General features: G+C 53.1%; 21 protein-coding genes and 2 pseudogenes. 2 read left to right on the top strand and 21 right to left on the bottom strand.

What is annotated here, in order from left to right:
- Nucleotides 1-9: 9 nt before the first annotated feature.
- The 5 genes from B9L19_RS08205 to B9L19_RS08185 form a co-directional block, all read right to left on the bottom strand.
- Nucleotides 10-1,437, bottom strand: a complete 1,428-nt coding sequence (locus B9L19_RS08205) for an aldehyde dehydrogenase family protein (protein WP_033024292.1) — start codon at nt 1,435-1,437, stop codon at nt 10-12.
- A gap of 9 nt (nt 1,438-1,446) precedes the next feature.
- A complete protein-coding gene (locus tag B9L19_RS08200; protein WP_025950524.1) occupies nt 1,447-2,289 on the bottom strand; it encodes a citryl-CoA lyase in 843 nt (280 codons plus the stop codon).
- A gap of 318 nt (nt 2,290-2,607) precedes the next feature.
- Entirely contained in the window at nt 2,608-4,002 is a 1,395-nt protein-coding gene (locus B9L19_RS08195; RefSeq protein ID WP_053004388.1) for a hypothetical protein, read from the bottom strand.
- A 210-nt stretch (nt 4,003-4,212) separates the two neighbouring features.
- Nucleotides 4,213-5,064, bottom strand: coding sequence for a Cof-type HAD-IIB family hydrolase (locus B9L19_RS08190; protein WP_047752943.1), 852 nt, complete (start codon nt 5,062-5,064; stop codon nt 4,213-4,215).
- A 313-nt stretch (nt 5,065-5,377) separates the two neighbouring features.
- Complete coding sequence (locus tag B9L19_RS08185; protein WP_025950527.1) at nt 5,378-6,943, bottom strand: plasmid pRiA4b ORF-3 family protein; 1,566 nt, start codon at nt 6,941-6,943, stop codon at nt 5,378-5,380.
- A 125-nt stretch (nt 6,944-7,068) separates the two neighbouring features.
- Between B9L19_RS08185 and B9L19_RS08180 the strand changes: the two genes are divergently transcribed.
- On the top strand, nt 7,069-7,482 hold the full coding sequence (locus B9L19_RS08180; protein WP_025950528.1) for an EamA family transporter: 414 nt from the start codon (nt 7,069-7,071) through the stop codon (nt 7,480-7,482).
- 279 nt (nt 7,483-7,761) lie between these two features.
- The gene (gene desB / locus B9L19_RS08175; RefSeq protein WP_047752942.1) at nt 7,762-8,880 is read left to right on the top strand and encodes a Delta(10) desaturase DesB; all 1,119 of its coding nucleotides are present in this window, start codon (nt 7,762-7,764) and stop codon (nt 8,878-8,880) included.
- A gap of 150 nt (nt 8,881-9,030) precedes the next feature.
- On the opposite strand, the gene B9L19_RS08170 is transcribed toward desB, so the two are convergent.
- The 16 genes and pseudogenes from B9L19_RS08170 to B9L19_RS08090 all read right to left on the bottom strand — a co-directional run bounded on the left by B9L19_RS08170 (nt 9,031) and on the right by B9L19_RS08090 (nt 19,269).
- Nucleotides 9,031-9,417: a DUF302 domain-containing protein gene (locus tag B9L19_RS08170; protein WP_021321731.1), complete on the bottom strand. Its 387-nt coding sequence runs from the start codon at nt 9,415-9,417 to the stop codon at nt 9,031-9,033.
- Nucleotides 9,418-9,558: 141 nt separating this feature from the next.
- Nucleotides 9,559-10,341 (bottom strand): sulfite exporter TauE/SafE family protein, encoded by a 783-nt coding sequence (locus tag B9L19_RS08165; protein ID WP_047752941.1) that lies wholly within the window; start codon nt 10,339-10,341, stop codon nt 9,559-9,561.
- 73 nt (nt 10,342-10,414) lie between these two features.
- Nucleotides 10,415-11,551, bottom strand: a complete 1,137-nt coding sequence (locus B9L19_RS08160; protein ID WP_047752940.1) for an MBL fold metallo-hydrolase — start codon at nt 11,549-11,551, stop codon at nt 10,415-10,417.
- Between the two features lie 48 nt (nt 11,552-11,599).
- Nucleotides 11,600-12,169, bottom strand: a complete 570-nt coding sequence (locus tag B9L19_RS08155; protein ID WP_013145020.1) for a sulfurtransferase TusA family protein — start codon at nt 12,167-12,169, stop codon at nt 11,600-11,602.
- Nucleotides 12,170-12,192: 23 nt separating this feature from the next.
- Nucleotides 12,193-12,489: a rhodanese-like domain-containing protein gene (locus B9L19_RS08150; protein WP_047752939.1), complete on the bottom strand. Its 297-nt coding sequence runs from the start codon at nt 12,487-12,489 to the stop codon at nt 12,193-12,195.
- Nucleotides 12,490-12,501: 12 nt separating this feature from the next.
- Complete coding sequence (locus B9L19_RS08145) at nt 12,502-12,867, bottom strand: rhodanese-like domain-containing protein (protein WP_047752938.1); 366 nt, start codon at nt 12,865-12,867, stop codon at nt 12,502-12,504.
- Nucleotides 12,868-12,879: 12 nt separating this feature from the next.
- The gene (locus B9L19_RS08140) at nt 12,880-13,362 is read right to left on the bottom strand and encodes a DsrE/DsrF/DrsH-like family protein (protein WP_047752937.1); all 483 of its coding nucleotides are present in this window, start codon (nt 13,360-13,362) and stop codon (nt 12,880-12,882) included.
- 51 nt (nt 13,363-13,413) lie between these two features.
- Nucleotides 13,414-13,641, bottom strand: a complete 228-nt coding sequence (locus tag B9L19_RS08135; RefSeq protein WP_047752936.1) for a sulfurtransferase TusA family protein — start codon at nt 13,639-13,641, stop codon at nt 13,414-13,416.
- 103 nt (nt 13,642-13,744) lie between these two features.
- On the bottom strand, nt 13,745-14,005 hold the full coding sequence (locus B9L19_RS08130) for a metal-sensitive transcriptional regulator (RefSeq protein ID WP_025950535.1): 261 nt from the start codon (nt 14,003-14,005) through the stop codon (nt 13,745-13,747).
- Nucleotides 13,972-14,364, bottom strand: coding sequence for a rhodanese-like domain-containing protein (locus tag B9L19_RS08125; RefSeq protein WP_025950536.1), 393 nt, complete (start codon nt 14,362-14,364; stop codon nt 13,972-13,974). The genes B9L19_RS08130 and B9L19_RS08125 overlap by 34 nt, the downstream gene beginning before the upstream one ends.
- 112 nt (nt 14,365-14,476) lie before the next feature.
- Nucleotides 14,477-15,037 (bottom strand): annotated as a pseudogene (locus B9L19_RS08120) (class I SAM-dependent methyltransferase); the annotation flags it as partial.
- Nucleotides 15,038-15,125: 88 nt separating this feature from the next.
- Nucleotides 15,126-15,494, bottom strand: a pseudogene (locus B9L19_RS08115) (MBL fold metallo-hydrolase); the annotation flags it as partial.
- Nucleotides 15,494-15,862, bottom strand: coding sequence for a YidH family protein (locus B9L19_RS08110; RefSeq protein ID WP_047752935.1), 369 nt, complete (start codon nt 15,860-15,862; stop codon nt 15,494-15,496). The gene B9L19_RS08110 and the pseudogene B9L19_RS08115, both read right to left, overlap by 1 nt.
- A 433-nt stretch (nt 15,863-16,295) precedes the next feature.
- Nucleotides 16,296-17,822, bottom strand: a complete 1,527-nt coding sequence (locus B9L19_RS08105; RefSeq protein ID WP_025950540.1) for an MDR family MFS transporter — start codon at nt 17,820-17,822, stop codon at nt 16,296-16,298.
- A 14-nt stretch (nt 17,823-17,836) separates the two neighbouring features.
- A complete protein-coding gene (locus tag B9L19_RS19020) occupies nt 17,837-18,559 on the bottom strand; it encodes a polymer-forming cytoskeletal protein (protein ID WP_047752934.1) in 723 nt (240 codons plus the stop codon).
- A 5-nt stretch (nt 18,560-18,564) separates the two neighbouring features.
- A complete protein-coding gene (locus B9L19_RS08090) occupies nt 18,565-19,269 on the bottom strand; it encodes a polymer-forming cytoskeletal protein (RefSeq protein WP_020278569.1) in 705 nt (234 codons plus the stop codon).

Genomic DNA, 19,269 nt, shown 5'->3' with positions numbered 1-19,269 from the left:
CACCTATCATCACTGTGGAAACTGCCATACGATCATCTTCATTTCCGTCATTTCCTCAATCGCATACCGCGGGCCTTCGCGGCCGATGCCGCTGTTTTTCACACCGCCATACGGCCAGTGATCCAACCGGAAGTTGGATGTGCCGTTCACAACGACCCCGCCGACATCAAGCGCCTCAACCACTTGATAGACGATGTCCATCCGGTTCGTAAACAGCCCAGCCTGCAGGCCAAAGGCAGAATCATTCGTCTCTGCGATCGCTTCGTCAATCGTCCGGTACGGGATGACACTGACGACCGGGCCGAACACTTCTTCACAAACGACTTTGCTTCGCTTCGGCGGGTTGAAGAGCACCGTCGGCTCCACCGTCGCCCCGCGCCGTTTTCCGCCGCACACCAGCGTCGCGCCAGAAGCGATGGCTTCATCAATCCAGCTCATCACCCGATCCGCCGCTCGCTCATCGACCATGCATCCGACATCTGTATCCGCCAGCAACGGGTCGCCGACTTTCAACGCTTCCACTTCCTGTTTGAGCAACTCGGTGAACGGTCCAACGACCGACTCATGCACGTAAATGCGCTGAACGGAAATGCAGCTTTGCCCGGAGTTGCTGTAGCCGGTTTTCGCGCACAGCGCGGCCGCCCGTTTTAAATCGGCGTCTTCATGGACGATCGTCGCCGCATTGCCGCCAAGCTCCAGCAGCACTTTTTTCATGCCGGCCAGGGCGCAGATGTTGCGGCTTGCCACGACGCCGCCGGTAAATGAAATGACGTTGACGCGGTCGTCTTTGACGATTTGCTGCCCGACCTCGGCGCCGCCAAGCACCATGTTGATGGCGCGCGGCGGAAGACCGGCCTCCAGCAGCAGCTTCAACAGCTCTGCCGCAATCAGCGGCGTCTGCGGCGCCGGTTTCAACACAACGGCGTTGCCCGCCGCAAACGCCGGTCCGACCTTATGGCAAATCAAGTTCAGCGGGGCGTTGAACGGCGTAATCGCCGCCACGACGCCGACCGGCACGCGAAACGTCACTGCCACCGCTTTCGTCCCGCGCGCCGAGGCGTCGCCCGGGATCGTTTCCCCAAACAGCCGTTTCGCTTCTTCAGCTGACTGCTCAAGCGTTTCAATGGAGCGGGACACTTCATCCAACGTGTTTTTCAACGGCTTTCCAAGCTCTTCCGAAATCCAGCGGGCAAACGTTTCTTTCCGCTCCTCCAGCAGCATCGACGCCCTTTTTAAGATGCGCGCCCGCTCATAGGCCGGAATTCTCGCGATCTCTTTTTTTGCGTCAAACGCACAGGCGAGCGCCCTGTCCACATCTTCCGGCGTTGCCAGCTGCTGTTCGCCGATCACTTCCCCGGTATACGGGTTTTTCACCAGCTCCGCCGCACGCGGTTCTTCGATCCATGTCCCGTTAATATACAGCTGTGCTTTTCTCATCTTGATCACCTACTTTTCCAAATGACGTTTGGCTGGTCCGGTATAGCGGACTAAATCATCGCGGTTCGGGCACGGTCCTTTGATCAGCACACCGTTTTGCCATTCTTCAAACGCATGGGCGACAATGCCCATCCCGCGCGACAGGGCGAACACGCCTTTCGCCGCTGCTGCCGGCACGCCGAGCTCGCACTGGATCGCCGCCGCCACCCCGTCGATGTTCATCGTCATCCGCTTCCCTTTCGCCTTCTCCAAATGGGAGCGATACGCTTCGGCAATCGCTAAATACCGCCCGCTGATCTCCCCTTCTTCCACAAGCTCGCCCGCCAATGCATACAGCCGTCTGACGCGCGGGTCGTCATCATGAAGCTGATGGCCAAATCCCGGCAGCTTCCGCCCTTCACGGCGAAACTGTTCAAACCGCTCGCCGATCACATCGGCCATCGCGCCTTCCCCGCCGCGCGCTTCGATTTGCTCGTTTGTCTCATAAAACAGCGCCATCGCCTTCTCCACCGCTCCTCCATGCACATCGCCAAGCACGTTGATGCCTGTCGCCACGCACGAGTTGAACGAAATGCCGCATGTCGCCGCCATGCGGGCCGCTGCAATCGACGGCGCGCGCGGGCCGTGATCCGCCCCGGCGACAAGAACGCTTTCCCATAACTTCGCCTTTTTCTCGCTCAATATCTCCCCGCATAATAAAAGGTAAAGCATTTGCGTATACGAGACGTTGCCAATCAGTTCTTCAATCGGATAACCGCGGATGAGAATTTCGTTTTTGCGGACGTCGCTGATCGACGTCTCCCACCACGCCCCTCCATCGGCGTACATATCGAGCGCACTTCGCTGTTTCATCCGAGTCGATCCCCCTTTGCCGCTCTTTGTAGATCGATCTAAAAGAATGGAATTTTAGTAGATCGATCTAAAACAAAAGAATGAAAATGAGATCGATCTAAAAATCTGCAGAACAAATCTTCTTTGTTTCCATTTAAGCGGACGATCCCGAGCGCACCAACTGGGCACCGCCTATTTATTAGATCGATCTAAAAAATAGAAATGACAAACAATTCAATCGATTCAACCTCATTATATCGTTCCAATGAAAACGCTGTCAACCTAAAAATCTTCTTTCTTTGAAAAAAAGAAGGAAACGACCCCACAACGCCATAGATATCAGCCGAAAAACAGCCGCTCCGCCAACAGCGCAATGCCGATTCCCACGGCCATATAACCGAGCGCAAACGGAACATTCCTCCTGCCGATCCGATATGGATTGTCACCCAGCTCCTCCGCCAGCAAGGAAACAGAAATATTGTACGGGCTGTACATGACCGTCGCCAAACTGCAGCAAATGAGCACGATCGACAACGGCACCGCCGGAACAAGCAGCCGCACCGGCTCAAGCAGCGGCATGAGCAACGTCAAGCTCACCAGCGGATGAAACCCGACAAGCGACGTCATGAAAAAATAAGCAGCAATCATCGCATACAGCCAGACGGAATGATCCGCCCCGACGCGAAACCAGTTCCCAAGCCCAGCGAGCAGCGGAGACCGGGACAGCATCTCAACAAACAACCCGGCTCCTAAAAACATGAAAAAGTAGTTTCCCAATCCCTCTGTCCGCTCTTTCCAATGGCAGAGCGCCACCGTCGCATACCGCTTCACCCGGCGCACAAGCAACGCCCACCCGAAGCAAAACGGGACAAGCAATAAGACGATCGAAAACAAAAATCCTTTGCCGAGCCAACGCTGAACGAGCGACACGAGCACCGTAAACACGACGAGCACCAGCAGCAGCTGGGCGGCTTTTTGTCCGACCGAAACCGCCATGTTCCCATTCGTTTCTGCACCGGTTTCCAACGGAATGCCACGGTACGCAACAGCAGCCGTTCTCCAATCGATCATCGCCATCGTAAAAGCCAGAAGCAACAAAAACAGCACCACTTCATAATAGTGCACACCGGTGAAATCAATCGTCGTGCTGACCATCACCTCCATCGGGCTCCACGTCAAACAAAGCGCATACGCCCGCAGCAAATTCCGAACATAAAACGACTCGGCCTTCCGTCCTCCTACATTTCGCAGCGCGGTGCGCAGCGAACGAACAAGAAGCGGAATCGTGGCAATGTTCAAAAACAACCCAAGCAAATGACAAACGCTGAAACTGCGGCGGTACAACGACGAAACGCCCCCGACGTTCCGCTTCAGCCATTCGCTTAAACTTTGGTCATACCGCCCGACGCGAATGAGCGTATTCATAAACGGCAACACAAAAAACAGCGCCAACAGCCCCAACACCCGTTCAAAATGCAGGACAAACGTCGGCCATGCATCGCCATAGAACAAAAACAATCCAACACCAAATGCAAAAAACAGAGCTCCCGACACCTGGTACACCCCGCGGGCGAAAAACGCGGACACAATAAACGCCGACAGCGCTGCAGCTCCCATAGCATAGTGAACGGGGGCCGTCTCGACAAACCGCGCGACAACATACAGCACCACCGTCGCTGTGTACACCGGCACCCGACACATTCCAATCCAGTCTTGAATGCGATCGCCCGTCATTGTTCTCCCCTTTCGTTGTCATACTATGAGATTATGATATTACGCTTTGTCAGCAAACAACAGATCAAGAAGCTGTGAAAACGATTCACCTACCCGCCGACAGCACGTCACGCATTCACGTTTCAGCAGACGGGGCAAGCACCGGAAGCCTGAGCCTCTCTACATCCAAAGCGATGCCGTGAACGTCCAATCGAAAAAAAACGGGTGCCGCTACACCCGTTTCGCAAGCACCCGCTCAAGCCCCGCCGCCACCCCATCTTCTTCGTGGGAGGACGTCACCATGTCGCAGTTGGCTTTCAGCTCCGGCTCGGCATTGTCCATCGCCACGCGATAGCCTGCGACCTTAAACATCGACAAATCGTTATGGCTGTCGCCAAAGGCGACTGTGTCGCGCAGATCGATGCCGTAATGGGCGGCGAGCTGTCTGAGCGCCTCTCCTTTCGTCGCCCGTTCGTTGTTCATCTCAATATTGTGCGGGTGCGACGAGGTGACCGTGACGTCACGGAGCGCCGCAAAAAGGGAGGCCGCATCGCGAAGACGCTTGCGATCAAGGGCAAAAATGAGCAGTTTGTATAACGTAAGCTGCGGGTCGTCCCACACTGTGCGGATGTCGTCGACATACGTCACCCGCGCCTGCTGGAACTGCTTGTTCACGAGCCACTTCACCTCTGGCGCCGCATTGGCCATCTCGGAAGCGAGCGCTTCCCATTGGGCGCGGTTGTGGAGCCCGACATACACCGCATCGCCCGTGTACGTCTCGCAATACAAATCCGACTGTTCGCGCACCCACTCAAGCGCCGGACGGACGATTTCCCGCTCGAGCGGCGCCTCGCTGATGACCGTGCCGTCTTCGAGCGAAACGACCGCGCCGTTTAAGCTGGCGATCGGACAGACAATCCCCGCCTCACGAAGCGGGGCGAGCGCGTCTTTGCGCGCCCTCCCTGTCACGACGGCGACGATGTGGCCTTGCGCCTGCGCCGCGGTGATGGCCGCCCGGTTGCGTTCACTGATTTTTCCTTCCCCGTTTAATAGCGTTCCGTCCATATCAAGTGCAATCAACATGTTCATCCCTCTTTCTGCGTCGTGCAAAGCGCTCTTAGAAAAACGGAATCCTGGCAGAAGCAGGGGCTAGTGGAAAGCTGGAAATTCCCGCACTCTTCTCTCCGCACGTCAGCGCCTGCCTCCATCTGTTTTGGTTCTGCATCTCTTTCTCCTGTTCGGCATCACTGTCGGCTTCTTTCTTAGAAGGCCGGTGAAAAACAGTGTCCACGAGCAAATCAGCCGCATTTCACCAAAAAAGAAGACTGATTTCGCAAGGTTTCCTAATTGAGAAACAATCGGAACTAACAGTGTTTTCTACTAAATCACCAAACTGTTAGATTGCAAACTGTTCAAACAATTCCCTCACTTCATCGGAACGAGGGGTTGGACCTGTGCTCATATTCACACCCAACTCGCGCAAAAGCGGGGCCAGCAACGGACCTTGTTCCTTCGTGACGCGCACATGGCTCGGTACACGCCCGAGCGCGCGGGCAAATGCGAGAAAACTTTGTTGCAGCGTCTTCGCCTCCAGCTGGCCGCGAAACACTTGGTGATGCAAAATGACTCCGCTCGCTGCATCGGCAGCCAGCACCAGCAGCGGAAAATACGGGCGCTCCCAGCGTCGCTCCTGAATCGGCTTGTTCACATAAGCGATCGAAAACTCCGCAAACAGCGGGGCGCGATCGAGCGCCTTGACCTTTTCCAACTCGTCCGTTCCGATTTCAAGCACCGGTGTTTCCTTTTTCTTTGCCTTCGGGCGCGACACCCAGCCGTCGCGCCAATGAAGCCCGTCTTCTCTCCGTTCGGCAATCCGGGCAAACAATCGGTTGCCGCGAGCGGACAAAGCTAGGGACAACTCGCCACCGCGCAGCCTCTCGGCGACAACGACCGCTTGTTCCAATGCCATAGCCGCCCATGCCGCTTCCTGTTCCGAAAGAAACCATGGATAATATCCAGGGGCAAAACTGCGGAACATCGGCAACAGCTGTTTTCCACTCACAGGAATGTGATACTTCCGCAACATCGCTTTATCGTCTCTTTCCAAGTCGTTTCGGGGCGCAAACGACACGAGCAATGCGCGCTCTTTAAACACAGCGTCTTTTGGATGCAACGTTCCAGATAAAATATCTTGCAAGCATGCATACCCTTCCTCACCGATGTAAATGACAAGGCCGTACTCCTGGCCAAGCGCTCCGATCACCGTACAATACAACGATTCCCCATCAGGAGTCACCACGGCAAAAATTTGATCATCGTCCATCCATGTCCACGGGGCCAAGTCCCTGTAGGCGAGTGCTTGATCGAACAGCGTTTTCCATACATCCTGTTCCACTTCTTCGACTCTGCCTTTGCTTGCGGCTCGTTTCGTTTTTTTCGCCTCACCTTCTTCCTTCACTACTTTTCGTTGAAACGGGGCGAGCGCCACATTCACGTTCGCCGTCAGCTCCGCTGTGCTCATCTCTTCCTCTATGGCTTGCACTTCTCCCCAGCTATCCTCTTTCAAACCCGCTCGCACGGCCTTGATGCAGCACGGATACAACGCGCCAGGAAGCGGATCGACGATTTTTTCCAAGACGATCTCATGCTCCCACATATCACCAAAATCATACACGTATTGGGCGCGGTCACCTTCTTCGACAAACCATTGCCCGATCGTTTCCTCCCGCTCATCATAATCGGCGCCGTCCCACCCGGCTGCTTCGTTGCCGATTTCAATGCGCAGCCGCGCCGTTCCGCCGACCTTTGTCATGTAAAACGTATGCAAATGTTGGTCCATCCAGCCGAACGCGGCTTGCAACACGCGATGCAGCTCGGCGAACGTCATCTCCCCCGGCACAAGCAACCGACGCCAAACCGGCGGCCTCGTATGTTTCAACTGCACTTTCAACTGATAGATCATTCTCCACTTCCTCTCCTGTCTGCTTGTCCTCCATTATAACAAACGAATGGAAAAATGGTGAAATATTCTCCTTTCTCGTAGTATAATAGATGAGAAACATTCTCAACGAAAGCGAAGGGATCGATATGTGGATCGTGTATGCTTTGCTGGCGGCAGTGTTTGCGGCGCTGACATCGGTTCTGGCCAAAATTGGCATTGAAAACGTCAATTCCCATGTCGCGACCGCCATTCGCACCGCTGTCGTGCTCGTGCTCGCATGGATGATCGTCTGGATGACAGGGGCTCATCAAGGCGTCAAAGCGATCTCAACGAAAAGCTGGGTGTTTCTCTGCCTCTCAGGAGCAGCAACCGGATTGTCGTGGCTTTGTTTCTACAAAGCAATCCAAATCGGCGATGTCTCGCGCGTCACCGCCATTGACAAATCAAGCTTGGTGCTGACGATTTTGTTTGCGGCGATGTTTCTCGGCGAACCGCTGTCCGCGAAAGTGGTGATCGGGGTGCTGCTCATTACCATCGGGACATTGATCATGATGTTTTAGCCAGCCGCCGTCTCAAGCGTCTAGCCTGTTCTTCTCGAAACATTGCCGCCATACTCAATTTTGGCAGTTTTCCATCAAGCCTATAGACAGGACGATCCAAAAGATGTTATGATGACTTTTATAGGACCTAGAGCTTTTCTCGCCCTTCCACATCATTTCGGCATAGAGGACAGCTTTTGGGATCACCTCATGAAATAAGGTCTTCGTTGCGACCAAGAGTGTGTGAATAGCTTCGCCGCTGCTTGTCAAACGGAGAGTGATTGGAAAGGAGATCACTAAATGAATGATTTTCACCCGTTCGGCTGGTATGCGGCGAAAATAGCCCCGCATTTGCCGAAAAAAGCGTTTCAACCTGTGAAGTCCCGCTTGTTTGGAGGTCTGGCTTATGTAGGGCTCGTCATTGCCGGCATCCTCGCCGTGTCCCTTTTTCATCTCCATCCTGTATGGAACCTCCTTATCTCGGTTGTGCTTGGTTTCAGCTTTGCCGCACTAGGATTTTTAGGACATGAAATTTTGCACGGCACCGTCGTCCGTACACCTTGGCTCCGCGATCTTCTCGGCGCAATCGCGTTTTGGCCGCTCTGCACCGGTCCGAAGTTGTGGAGAAAATGGCATAACGCCAGCCACCATGTGCATACCCAGCACGAAGAAAAAGATCCGGACGCGTGGCCAAGCATGGAGAAATTAGCGAAAAGCCGCCTGCTTTCTTGGGTATACCGCATCCCGTTTCCGATTCGCGCGTTTTTCGCGTTTAGTTCCTTGTCCGTGATGTTTACCCTTCATTCGGTGCGGATGCTGTTTTACTTTTTCCACGACTTTCGCCGGAAGAACCGCGCGATCGTCCTGTTTCAGTTTTTCCTGCCTTGGGCGTCATGGCTCGGGCTGTTATGGCTGGTCGGCTGGGAAAAATGGCTGTTCGCCTTTTTGCTTCCGCTGCTTGTCGCCAACACGATCGTCATGAGCTATATCTCAACCAACCACCGTCTCAATCCGTTAGTGTCGGTCAACGATCCGTTGGCCAACAGCTTGTCCGTCACGGTGCCGAAGTGGATCGATGTGCTCCACTTCAACTTCTCCTACCACACCGAGCACCATCTCTTTCCGGCGATGAGCTCGAAGTACTATCCGCTCGTCAAAACACACATTAAACGAATGTGGCCGGACCGCTACCACGAAATGCCGATGGGAAAAGCGTTGGCCGCCCTTTGGAAAACGCCGCGCGTCTATTACGAGCTGAACGAGCTCATCGAGCCGAAGCAAGGCCATGTGTACGGCACGCTCGGCAACGGGCTCAACCCCGACCGGATTGTGCATCGCGAGCTGGAAACGGAAAAACAGCCGCGCGCAGCCAAAAAACGGGCAAAAGCAAAAAAAGCGGCAGGGCAAGAGAATTTGTAGAAAGGATTGGCTTTGCGGCCGTCCGCCTCCTATGTGGATCAAATAGCGGCGAAGAGGGGAAAAGAGCGCTTTTCTTTCGGCAAACCTGCGTTTCCGTGTATATGTGCACAACCAAAAGGTGCCCCGTCATGTGGGACACCTTTTTCCTTTTCACTGACGGCATTGGTCAATGCAAGCGACCAACCTTTTCTCAATATCTTCCGCGATTTCCTTCAACGCCGGCTCGTTCACCATGCCAACAAGCATTGTCGGCTTCGGCATGCCGATTTTCGTTGTGCCGTTCTCTTGATAGACAACGAGTTTGCACGGCAAAAAGTAACCGACCAACAAGTTTTCATTTAACACCCGCGCCGCTTCTTGCGGGTTGCACACTTCGAAAATGACCATCGGCGTGGAAAAATCAAGCCCCTTTTCTTGCAGCTTCTCGGTCACGCTGAACCGCCAGAGCACGCCAAACCCTTCTTGTTTCAAGTTCTCTTCCAAACGCTCGATCGTTTCGTCCATGCCTGTTGGCACGTCAACCGTGTAATGGAACATTGCTCATTCTTCCCTTCGTGAAGATTTTCTCACTGTTTATCATGTCCAAATGGATCTGTAGAAAACAAAAGGCGAAACATGATCCGTTTTCGCCTTCACACATATCGTTTTCCGTCGTTCATCGTCTTTCCATCGATCCACTCATAAAATATCCACCCAAATTTTCACCGCCGTCGCCAAAATCAACACGGCAAGGATGACTTGCAGCACTTTCGTGTTTAGTTTTTGCCCCGCTTTCGCCCCTAGCGGAGAGGCAAGCAAGCTCGCGACGACCATGATGAGCGCCGGGATGTAATCGACTTGGCCGGTGGCGATTTTCCCGAACGTAGAGCCAATGGAGGAAATGAACGTAATGGCCAAAGACGTGGCGATCGTCATTCGCGTCGGGATTTTCAGGACAACGAGCATGACCGGCACAAGCAAAAACGCCCCCGCCGCCCCGACGATGCCGGACCCGACGCCGATGAGGAGCGCCAACGCAGCCGCCACCCCTTTGTTGAACGTCACTTGGTCAAGCGGAATGTCATCGATCCCTTTTTTCGGCACAAACATCATGATCGCCGCCAATGCCGCCAAGATGCCGTAAACGACGTTAATCGTTCCCTCACTCATCAGCTTCGAGCCGTAACCGCCGACAAAACTGCCGACCAAAATGCTTATCCCCATATACAAAATGAGCGATTTATTCAAGTAACCGCTTTTTCGATACGCCCACACGCCGCCGATCGTGGCGAAAAACACTTGCACCGCACTGATCCCCGACACTTCATGGGCGCTGAACGCCGCCAGCCCAAACAACGGCGGAAGATACAGCAGCATCGGATATTTAATAATCGACCCGCCGATCCCCACCATCCCAGAAATAAACGAACCGACAAAACCGATGAAAAAGATGACAATGAGAAACGCGAGCGAAACATCCATCGATCATTCCTCCCTTTTCGTTTCAAAAGGGACGAGGCACGCCCCCGCCCCCTGTCAATCTGTGCCGCTTTTTTTAGACATGGGCATGATGCAGCGCGCAGCGGTTCGGGCCGATCTCAAGCTCCCGTTGTGTTTCGATATCAACGGTTTTGAGCCCGCGGTTGATGGCGACAATGTCTTCAAAGTTCGGCGGGGTTTCCGTCTTGGCGCTTTGGATGACGAGGTCGATGAATTCGTCTTTCGGTTTGTTTTGCATCATCTCATTGCGGGCGCGGATGCGGCCTAACGTATCGCCGACATACCCCTCCGCATTGATTTCTTCATCTAAGTTCGCGTAGTGAGCCGGCAAGACGATCACATCATCCGCCATGGCCGCGACTTTTTCGTACACGGTGTCATACAAATCTACGGCCCATTCGGCCACTTTGCCGCCAAGGTCCGGCCGCCCGAGACCGCCGACAAAAATCGTGTCACCCGAGAACAGCCATTTGCCGTTGACAAAGAACGAGACGCTGCCTGGCGTATGGCCTGGCGTTTTCACGGCCAACACTTCCAAATGAACGTTTTCGAAGTCGATCGTGTCATGTTGCTCAAGCGGCTTAAAATCAAACACCGCTCCCTCGCTTTTCATCAAGTAGTACGCCGCGCCGGTCCGCTCGGCCAGCGCCTTGCCGCCGGAAAGATGGTCGGCATGCAAGTGCGAGTCCACGATATGTGTGATCTTCACCCCTTCTTGTTGGGCCACTTGTTCGTACACATCGATAAACCGCAACGGATCGACGACAAGCGCTTCGCTTCCGGAGATGACCATATACGACAGGCATCCTTTGCCGACGCGGATGAATTGGTAAATTTTCAACAGATCATCTTCGTATACGTTGGCTTGATGGAGATGCTCACTCCACGCCTGCATCCCGCCAGCGAGCATATAAACGTTGTCAAACCCGGCTTCCGTCAGCTGTTCGGCGACAAACGCCGCCGATCCGCCCTTCGCGCACACCACGACGATGTCTTTGTCTTTCGGAAGACGGTCGACAATCGAGTCAACCCCATCAATCAATTCAAAATACGGCACGTTCAAATAGTCAAAGTTTTCCCCTTCGATTTTCCAATCGCGAAAATCGCTTTCGTTGCGGACGTCCAAGATGAACAACGATTCTTTGTTGAACACCTTTTCCGTCATTTGTTGCACGGTCATTTCTTTCACCATATCAACATACCCCCTAATGTATATTTGATTGTTGAAAAAGGCCGCTCATTACGATTGAGCGGAATCAAGCGGCCCGTTCCATTGCGACATGCCTGGAATGACGTTGCGCACACGGTCAAATCCTTTTTCGGCCAGCTTTTGCGCGGCCAAATCGCTCCGCGTCCCTGTGCGGCACACGACGTAAATCGTTTTGTCTTTCGGAAGCTCGGCCATCCGATTTTCAAGCTCCCCAAGCGGAATCGAAACGGCGCCCGGGATATGGCCGAACGCATACTCCGCCGGTTCGCGGACATCCAAGACAAACGAATCAGGATCGTGAAGTTTTTCTTGCAATTCTTCATTCGATACGACATGAGGGAATGTCGTTTCTTTGCGTGTTTCATTTTCCGCTGACTTGCGGATATAATGTTTCAAAACCCCATTTTCTTCAATCGTTCCTAAATATTGATGCCCTGTGCTTTCCGCCCATGCTTTGATATCGGCTTTGGATCCCTTATCCGTCGCCTGCACTTCCAGCACTTGACCCGGTTGCAATTCATTGATCGCCTTTTTCGTTCGAACGATCGGCATCGGGCAGGACAATCCTTTCGCGTCTACAGTCATATCGACTTTAATCATTGGCAGATTCCCTCCTTGATGGTTTATTCGATCGGCCCTTCCCAGGCCAGCATGCCCCCTGTCATGTTGAGGACGCGGTAACCGCGGCTGTCAAGAAACTCCGCCGCACGGCCGCTCCGCCCGCCGGAACGGCAGACGAGAATATATTCCTCGTTTTTGTCCAATTCATGCATGCGAAACTCGATCAAACCGAGCGGAATATTGACCGCTCCGGGAATTTTGCCTGCAGCGACTTCCTCCGGCTCGCGCACATCGATGATATGAAGCGATTCTCCAGCGCGAAGCCGTTCTTCTACCTCTTTCGGTGTGATTGTTTTCATCCTCATCCTCCTCTACTGCCAAGCGTTTAGGCCTCCTCGGACATTCGTGACATGTTCAAATCCCATTTTCTTTAATAGTTTGCTCGCTTTTTGGCTTCGCATCCCGCTTTGGCAAATGACAATCACTTCTTTTTCTTTCGATAGTTCGTGAACGCGTGCTGTCAATTCGTGAAGCGGAATGTTCCGAAACCCTGGCAGATGGTAAGAACGAAACTCCATCGGGGTGCGCACATCAATATATTGCACTCCAGGCTCTTTCAACCGGCGTTTCAATTCCGCTGTTGTGATCATCCGCACCCCTTTCGGCGGGATGAAGCGGCTGGCAAAAAACCAAACAAGCAAAACAAACAGGATGATGTTGATGATGGTTTGCGACATATGATTCCCTCGTTAAATAAATAAGTTTACGTTCCCTTCCGACGCATCAGCCAAATACGCAGCGACACCAGCAAACTCAACGCCGTCGATCAATTCCTCCGGCTTCAGCCCAAGCAAATCGACTGTCATTTGGCAAGCGACGAGTTTCACGCCTTGCTCCTTCGCCATCTCGATCAACTGCGGAAGCGGCATGGCGTTATGCTTTTTGATCACCTTTTTGATCAACTTCGGGCCGATGCCGGCAAAATTCATGCGCGACAGCCCCATGCGGTCCGCGCCGCGCGGCATCATTTTCGCGAACATCTTTTCAAGAAACCCTTTTTGCACCGGAACCGGCGCCTCTTTCCGCAAAGCGTTCAGCCCCCAGAACGTATGAAAGATCGTCACGTCATGGTCGTAGGCAGCGGCGCCGTTGGCGATGATGTAAGCCGCCATCGCCTTGTCATAGTCGCCGCTGAACAAGATGATCGTCGTCTTTTTCTTCGACTGTGTCATCTGGCTGCCTCCTTTCTTTTATACCTATATGGGTATAAAAATGTGCACACATTATCCTTTTTGGATCCAGAACATCAATACACCATTGTCTTCTTTTATATCAAGCATCGTATGGCCGCTTGCTTTCGCCCATGCCGGCAAATCGTTTTTCGCCCCTTTATCGGTCGTGTGCACCTCGAGCACTTGACCTGATTGCAATTCGTCCATCGCTTTTTTCGCTCTCACCACCGGCATCGGGCAAGCCAATCCTTTTGCATCCAATACTTTCGTTGCGTTCATTTTGATAACCTCCTTGACATCATATGTTTTATTACCATTACCCCTATGGGTATATTACTACAAGAAAAAGAACGTTGTCAACACCTTTTTGTTGAGCAACGCATTAACGGCTTTTCACAAGCAGTTCCACTGCTTCTTTGACAAAATGGTCTGTGCTTTCCCCTTTTTCCATGCTTTCACGAAGACAATGTTCCAAATTGGTGCTGACGATCACCGCAATGGCGCGGTCAATGGCATTGCGCGCCGCCGACAGCTGGGAAACGACGCTCTTGCAGTCTTTTCCTTGTTCCATCATGCCAAGGACGCCTTTAATTTGTCCTTCAATCCGTTTTAAGCGGTTTTTGATCTCTTTGTTATATTCCATCGGCTCGTTCGCCCCCTTTCTTGACAATCACAAGCCGTGATCGAATAGCTTTTCACCTCATAGCCATAGCGGCGCAACAGCCGGATGCCGACGTTTTTTTCGATGGCATCCTGGGCAATGATATGAAGCGGCTTTCGCGGAATATCCCGCGCATGCCGTTTCAAATACGCCACCGGAATATGCAACGCTTGGCCAAATATGGAGCCGTTGCTTTCATTATAATCGCGCAAGTCGACAAGAAGCAAGCCGTCCGGCATCTCTTCTACCGGAACGCATGGGATATGTTTGATAGGATAGTAGCGTAGATACAACGCCGCACCCAAAAGAATAAGAAGGAATACCAAACTGATGACAATCAACGGTTCACCCCCCTCCATTCGCCATATGCACGATCATTATATACCCTATATGGTATAATAGCAACAAAAAAGATTTTCCCCACCCGTTCGTTATTCCCAGCGAATCAACAGACCGAATCAACAGACCATAGACAGCTGGATGAAAATGGACCCATTCCACGTTGCCCGCCTTTTGCTTCACATAGGAAAACAGCTCATCCGACGGAATCCGCTCATGGAGCGGCGGCCCCATTTCGCTTTCCATCGCTTCCCATTCGATCAACAGAAACTGCCCGTTTGGCTTCATCACGCGGCGAATTTCGTCAAGGGCGGCTTCTTTTCGTTCCACTTCATGAAAGACGAACGCCATGATTCCTTTGTCCACTGAATGAGAAGGCAAGGCGGTCGAGGCGACATCCGCCACCTGATATTCAATGTTGGTGATCGCAAACTGCTGCGCCCGTTTTTTTAATAACTGGATCATCTCCGGCTGCACATCGACCGCATACACTTTTCCGTTTGTCGCCTGCGCGAGAGGAATCGTGAAATAACCATTCCCCGAGCCGAAATCGACGACCGTGTCATCCGGTTTCACAGACAACACCGAAATGACCCGTTGCGGGTCGATCCATTCCTTGCGCTTCAGATCCAATAATCGTTCAGCATGTTCGTAATGAAAACGATGCCCTGTCATCCTTTTCCCTCCTATTCCTCACTTCAATTTCATTATACTCGTAAAGAGAGGAAAAAAGCTGGCATTGGAAAACGCCGGCTCCTCTTCCCTACCGAACGGCGCAACGGTTTGGACCGATTTCCATCTCCCGTTGTTCCTCTTCCGTCGGATGCAATTTCCCCATGTTGGTCTGCCGAATTTCCTTGTAAGCATTCGGCTGCGGCGGTAAGTTTTCGGTGACAGTGCGGCGAAACTCCTCATCATCTGAGATATTCAAACCGTGGTTCCGTTTATAAAGCACACCGAGCCGTTCGGCGACACTGCCGCCCTCATTCATTTCCTTCGGCCCCATATAGTGCGCCGGCAATACAATCAAATCATCTGCAAGCTGTTTGTAACGTCGGTAAAGCGTCTCCCGCAGATCATCGCCCCAGTCTTGCGCTTTCCCAGCCAAATCCGGGCGACCGATCGAGTCGATTAAAGCAAAGTGAAGAAATAATAGCCAAACAACCCGGTAATCAGCAACAGCAAAGAAGCCAAAAACCAAATGAGCGAACGCGATGGCCGGAACGTTTGTTCATTAATTTGTTTCGTCTTCATGACATAACTAATAGTGGAAAACACAATCGTGCAGAGGGAGATGACCACCGCCAATGCTCCGATCAATTGGACAATAGCCGTGGACAATGCGTTGCTTGTTGATTTTTCATGCAAATTGATCATTAAAAACGCAATTCCAATAATGGCAATCGAGGTGCGAATCCAAGCGAGAAACGTCCGTTCATTGGCTAAGTGCTGCTGAATATATTTGGAGTCCTCTGTCTGTTTTGGTCTTTCTTCCTTCATCCACCTTTTCCCCCTTTTCACGAACTTGCCGGATCGTCTCTTTTATGATCGATGATCCAATCATCACTCATCGGTTCCACTATTTTTTCGATCACATCCACCGATGCAACAACACTGACAACCAATAGCGGATTTTCATGCTTAGAATGATCGAAACCAATGCGATCTGACTACCCATACAGGTATATTAGCCCTCAGCTGATTCATTGTCAATCTTCACACAAAAAACACCTTGCCGCTATTGGCGAGGCGCCCGATTCGTTATCACTTTCAACGTCCAGCAGATGTAATAACGCTGTTTAAGCAATTAGAACTGAAATGGCAACATCTCGCCAAAAGCCCGGCATAAACCACAAGCGGACGGCTCACCCTAACCGCATGATGAGCACCCGTCCGCTGCATGGACTCTATTTTTCTTCCAATCATGCCCCTTTTATTTCTCACTTGCTCGTTCCCGCGCACCCGTCCACGAGGCGAGCCGATCATTGGACATCAAAAGCACGCAAACGATCGTGAGCGCCGCGGGAATGAGCGCCCATAAAAACGTATCGGCGATCGAAGAAGCCAGCGCTTCCGTCAACCGATCGAGCACCGGAGCCGGGATGTGCGCCCGCGTTTCTGGCGACAACATCGCACGCGGGTCGTGAACACTGCTTCCAAACGCGCCTTGCGCCATGCCGTGAAACTGCTCAGCCAATTGATCCGTAAACAAGTTGCGCTGAATGATGCCAAACACCGTAATGCCGACGGTCATGCCAAGCGACCGGACAAACGAATTCGTCGAGCTGGCCGCGCCCCGCTCCGCTTCGGAAAAATGATGGATCGCCGCCATGCCGAGGACGGAAAACGAAGCGCCCACCCCTAATCCGACAATGATCATGTACAACGTCACGACAAGCCGCGTGGTCTGTTCATCAATCGTGCCAAGCAGCCCGATCCCGGCCGCAAACAAGAGCATAAACCCGAACATCACGTTGCGGTAGCTCGTTTTCCCAGCCAAAAAGCCGCCGAGCTGGGCCGATACCGTCGTCGAAAGCATCATCGGCAACAAGATGAGCCCGGAATTCGTCGCCGAACCGCCCGTCACCCCTTGGATGAAAATTGGGATGTACACAGTGGCGACAACAAACGTTGCGCCGGAGAAAAAGGCGACCAAGGTCGTTGACGCAAACAGTCGCTCGCGGAACATACGGTATGACACGATCGGCTCTTGCGCCTTCGTTTCCACATACAAAAACGCGAGAAACAACAACGCGAACGCGGAAAACAGCCCAATGATCACGGCCGAGTCCCAGTCATACTTCTGGCCGCCAAGCTCCAACGCAAACATGAGGCAGACGATCGCCGGCACGAGCGTCATGACGCCGAGCCAGTCAATGCTTTGTTTCGCATGCCTTGGCGATTCGCGATAATACATCCACAGCAACAAAAACGCGACAATCCCGAGCGGAATGTTAATGTAAAACACCCAGCGCCAGTTTAAATAATCGGTGATGTACGCCCCAAGCAACGGACCGAAAATGCTGGACAGGCCAAACACCGCTCCAAACAGTCCGCCCATCTTCCCGCGCTTCTCGGGTGGAAAAATATCAAACATAATCGTAAACGCAATCGGCACAAGCGCCCCGCCGCCGATGCCTTGAATGGCACGGAAGATGCTGAGCTGGACGATCGTTTGCGCCATGCCGCATAAAATCGAACCAAGCAAAAACACTATGATGCCAAATAAGAAAAATCGCTTCCTCCCGTACATATCGGACAGTTTCCCAAAAATCGGCATCCCGGCCATCTCGGCCACCATATACGCTGACGTCACCCAAACAAACTGCTTGAGCCCGCCTAGATCCGCGACGATCGTCGCCATGGCGGTCGCCACAATCGTATTGTCCATGGAAGCGACAAAAATGCCGAGCAACAATGCAATGACCACTAACCCTGTTTTCGTTTCTTTGTTCCCCATCGTCCCGTCTCCTTCTACCTTTGTCTTTTTTCTTTTACCGCAGCCTGCTCATCTTGGGCAAACGCCATCCGATATTCCACAAGCCCAATCTCGCAGCCCGGACCGATTGTCACCCGATCCCCCCTGACGACCGCGGCTTTTGTATGTTCCAAATAAATGTCATCCCCTTCAATCGTGTCCGCCACTAACACAGCGGTCAATGGAGAAAGACGCGTCAACCAATGAACAGCCTTCCATGTTTTTCCCTGTTTAATGCGAATCGTCCGCCCCCCGATTTCCTTGACCGAGCTGTCGGCAAAACAGAGCGACAGTTCCACCTGCTCCGCATTCAACGTCTGTCCAATGTGCACGACTCCGGTCAACGCAACGCTCTCTGCTTCGCAGCTTCCCGACACCGACAGCTCGCCGTAACCGCGGATGGCATCGGCTTCGAGGCCCCCCTCGACTTGCGCCATCCCGCGCAGCTGAAGATGCCCAAGGCGGGCGTGTCCGCGGATGTCCACTTCCCCGAACACCCCCATTTTCTCCGCCTGTACGGGACCGTCCACGTTCGCTTGGCCAAATAGGCGAAACGTGCGGGCCGCAACTGCTCCTTTCATGTCCGCTGCGCCAAACACTTTCAAGCGGTCGCACTCGATGTCGCCCCGAATCATCGCATCGCCGCGAATCGTGACGTAATGGAACACACCGCCTCCAGAAAGCGCCGATCCATGAATCGTCAAGTTTCTCTCCGCCATCGTTTTCACCCTTTCTCGATCGTGCCGATTTTCGCCTCTTCATCGCATTCCAACTTTTCTCGGTATTCGACTCGCTCGATCTCGCACCCTGGCCCGATCACGACGCGATTGCCGCGCACCATTTTCGCGCTCGTATGTTCGAGATGGACGGAATCCCCTTCAATGACATCGGCGGTCAACTCCGCTGGAAAAAACCATTTTTTGAACAGCGAACTTCCTTGCCGCTTGACGACGATCGTCTCCCCGCCGATCTCCTTTACGCGGCTCGGGCCCAACAGCTTCACTTCGAGATAGTCCGCGTTCAGCAGCCCGCCGACCGCAAAATGCCCTTCCACCTCCATCCGCTCAGCCGAACAATCACCGCCGATATTGAGCTCGCCATGGACGCGAACCACCTCCGCGGCCCATGAGCCTTTCGCCTCCCCGCGGCCGCGAACGGTCGCCTCTTGGCATTGCACATTTTCTTCAATTCTTATACTCCCGCTCACTTTCATCCACTCACACTCCACCCCGCCTGCTACGTTTCCTTTCCCGGCAATATGGACCGTGTTGGCTTTCACGCTTCCTTCCACGGCCGCGTTTCCTTGCACCTGCAGCTCGAGGCAGTCGATGTCGCCGTACAGCTTCCCATTTCCCGACAATTTCACCAAATTGTACAGCCCGCCGGACGCATGACCCGTCCCGGCAATGACCAAATCTCGACGCTCCAT

Origin of the sequence: Geobacillus thermocatenulatus (genome assembly GCF_002217655.1) — a bacterium.
Taxonomy (GTDB): Bacteria; Bacillota; Bacilli; order Bacillales; family Anoxybacillaceae; genus Geobacillus; species Geobacillus thermocatenulatus.
This window is presented reverse-complemented; position numbering and strand designations above follow the sequence as displayed.

Coding starts and splice junctions, on each gene's coding strand:
- B9L19_RS08170 (WP_021321731.1), bottom strand. CDS start 9,417: ATGTTCCATTACACGGTTGACGTGCCAACAGGCATGGACGAAACGATC.
- B9L19_RS08180 (WP_025950528.1), top strand. CDS start 7,069: ATGTGGATCGTGTATGCTTTGCTGGCGGCAGTGTTTGCGGCGCTGACA.
- B9L19_RS08140 (WP_047752937.1), bottom strand. CDS start 13,362: ATGACACAGTCGAAGAAAAAGACGACGATCATCTTGTTCAGCGGCGAC.
- B9L19_RS08185 (WP_025950527.1), bottom strand. CDS start 6,943: ATGATCTATCAGTTGAAAGTGCAGTTGAAACATACGAGGCCGCCGGTT.
- B9L19_RS08155 (WP_013145020.1), bottom strand. CDS start 12,169: ATGATTAAAGTCGATATGACTGTAGACGCGAAAGGATTGTCCTGCCCG.
- B9L19_RS08110 (WP_047752935.1), bottom strand. CDS start 15,862: ATGAAGGAAGAAAGACCAAAACAGACAGAGGACTCCAAATATATTCAG.
- B9L19_RS08165 (WP_047752941.1), bottom strand. CDS start 10,341: ATGGATGTTTCGCTCGCGTTTCTCATTGTCATCTTTTTCATCGGTTTT.
- B9L19_RS19020 (WP_047752934.1), bottom strand. CDS start 18,559: ATGGCGGAGAGAAACTTGACGATTCATGGATCGGCGCTTTCTGGAGGC.
- B9L19_RS08105 (WP_025950540.1), bottom strand. CDS start 17,822: ATGGGGAACAAAGAAACGAAAACAGGGTTAGTGGTCATTGCATTGTTG.
- B9L19_RS08200 (WP_025950524.1), bottom strand. CDS start 2,289: ATGAAACAGCGAAGTGCGCTCGATATGTACGCCGATGGAGGGGCGTGG.
- B9L19_RS08090 (WP_020278569.1), bottom strand. CDS start 19,269: ATGGAGCGTCGAGATTTGGTCATTGCCGGGACGGGTCATGCGTCCGGC.
- B9L19_RS08195 (WP_053004388.1), bottom strand. CDS start 4,002: ATGACGGGCGATCGCATTCAAGACTGGATTGGAATGTGTCGGGTGCCG.
- B9L19_RS08145 (WP_047752938.1), bottom strand. CDS start 12,867: ATGTCGCAAACCATCATCAACATCATCCTGTTTGTTTTGCTTGTTTGG.
- B9L19_RS08135 (WP_047752936.1), bottom strand. CDS start 13,641: ATGAACGCAACGAAAGTATTGGATGCAAAAGGATTGGCTTGCCCGATG.
- B9L19_RS08160 (WP_047752940.1), bottom strand. CDS start 11,551: ATGGTGAAAGAAATGACCGTGCAACAAATGACGGAAAAGGTGTTCAAC.
- B9L19_RS08150 (WP_047752939.1), bottom strand. CDS start 12,489: ATGAAAACAATCACACCGAAAGAGGTAGAAGAACGGCTTCGCGCTGGA.
- B9L19_RS08190 (WP_047752943.1), bottom strand. CDS start 5,064: ATGTTGATTGCACTTGATATGGACGGAACGCTATTAAACGGGGAAGGA.
- desB (WP_047752942.1), top strand. CDS start 7,762: ATGAATGATTTTCACCCGTTCGGCTGGTATGCGGCGAAAATAGCCCCG.
- B9L19_RS08205 (WP_033024292.1), bottom strand. CDS start 1,437: ATGAGAAAAGCACAGCTGTATATTAACGGGACATGGATCGAAGAACCG.
- B9L19_RS08130 (WP_025950535.1), bottom strand. CDS start 14,005: ATGGAATATAACAAAGAGATCAAAAACCGCTTAAAACGGATTGAAGGA.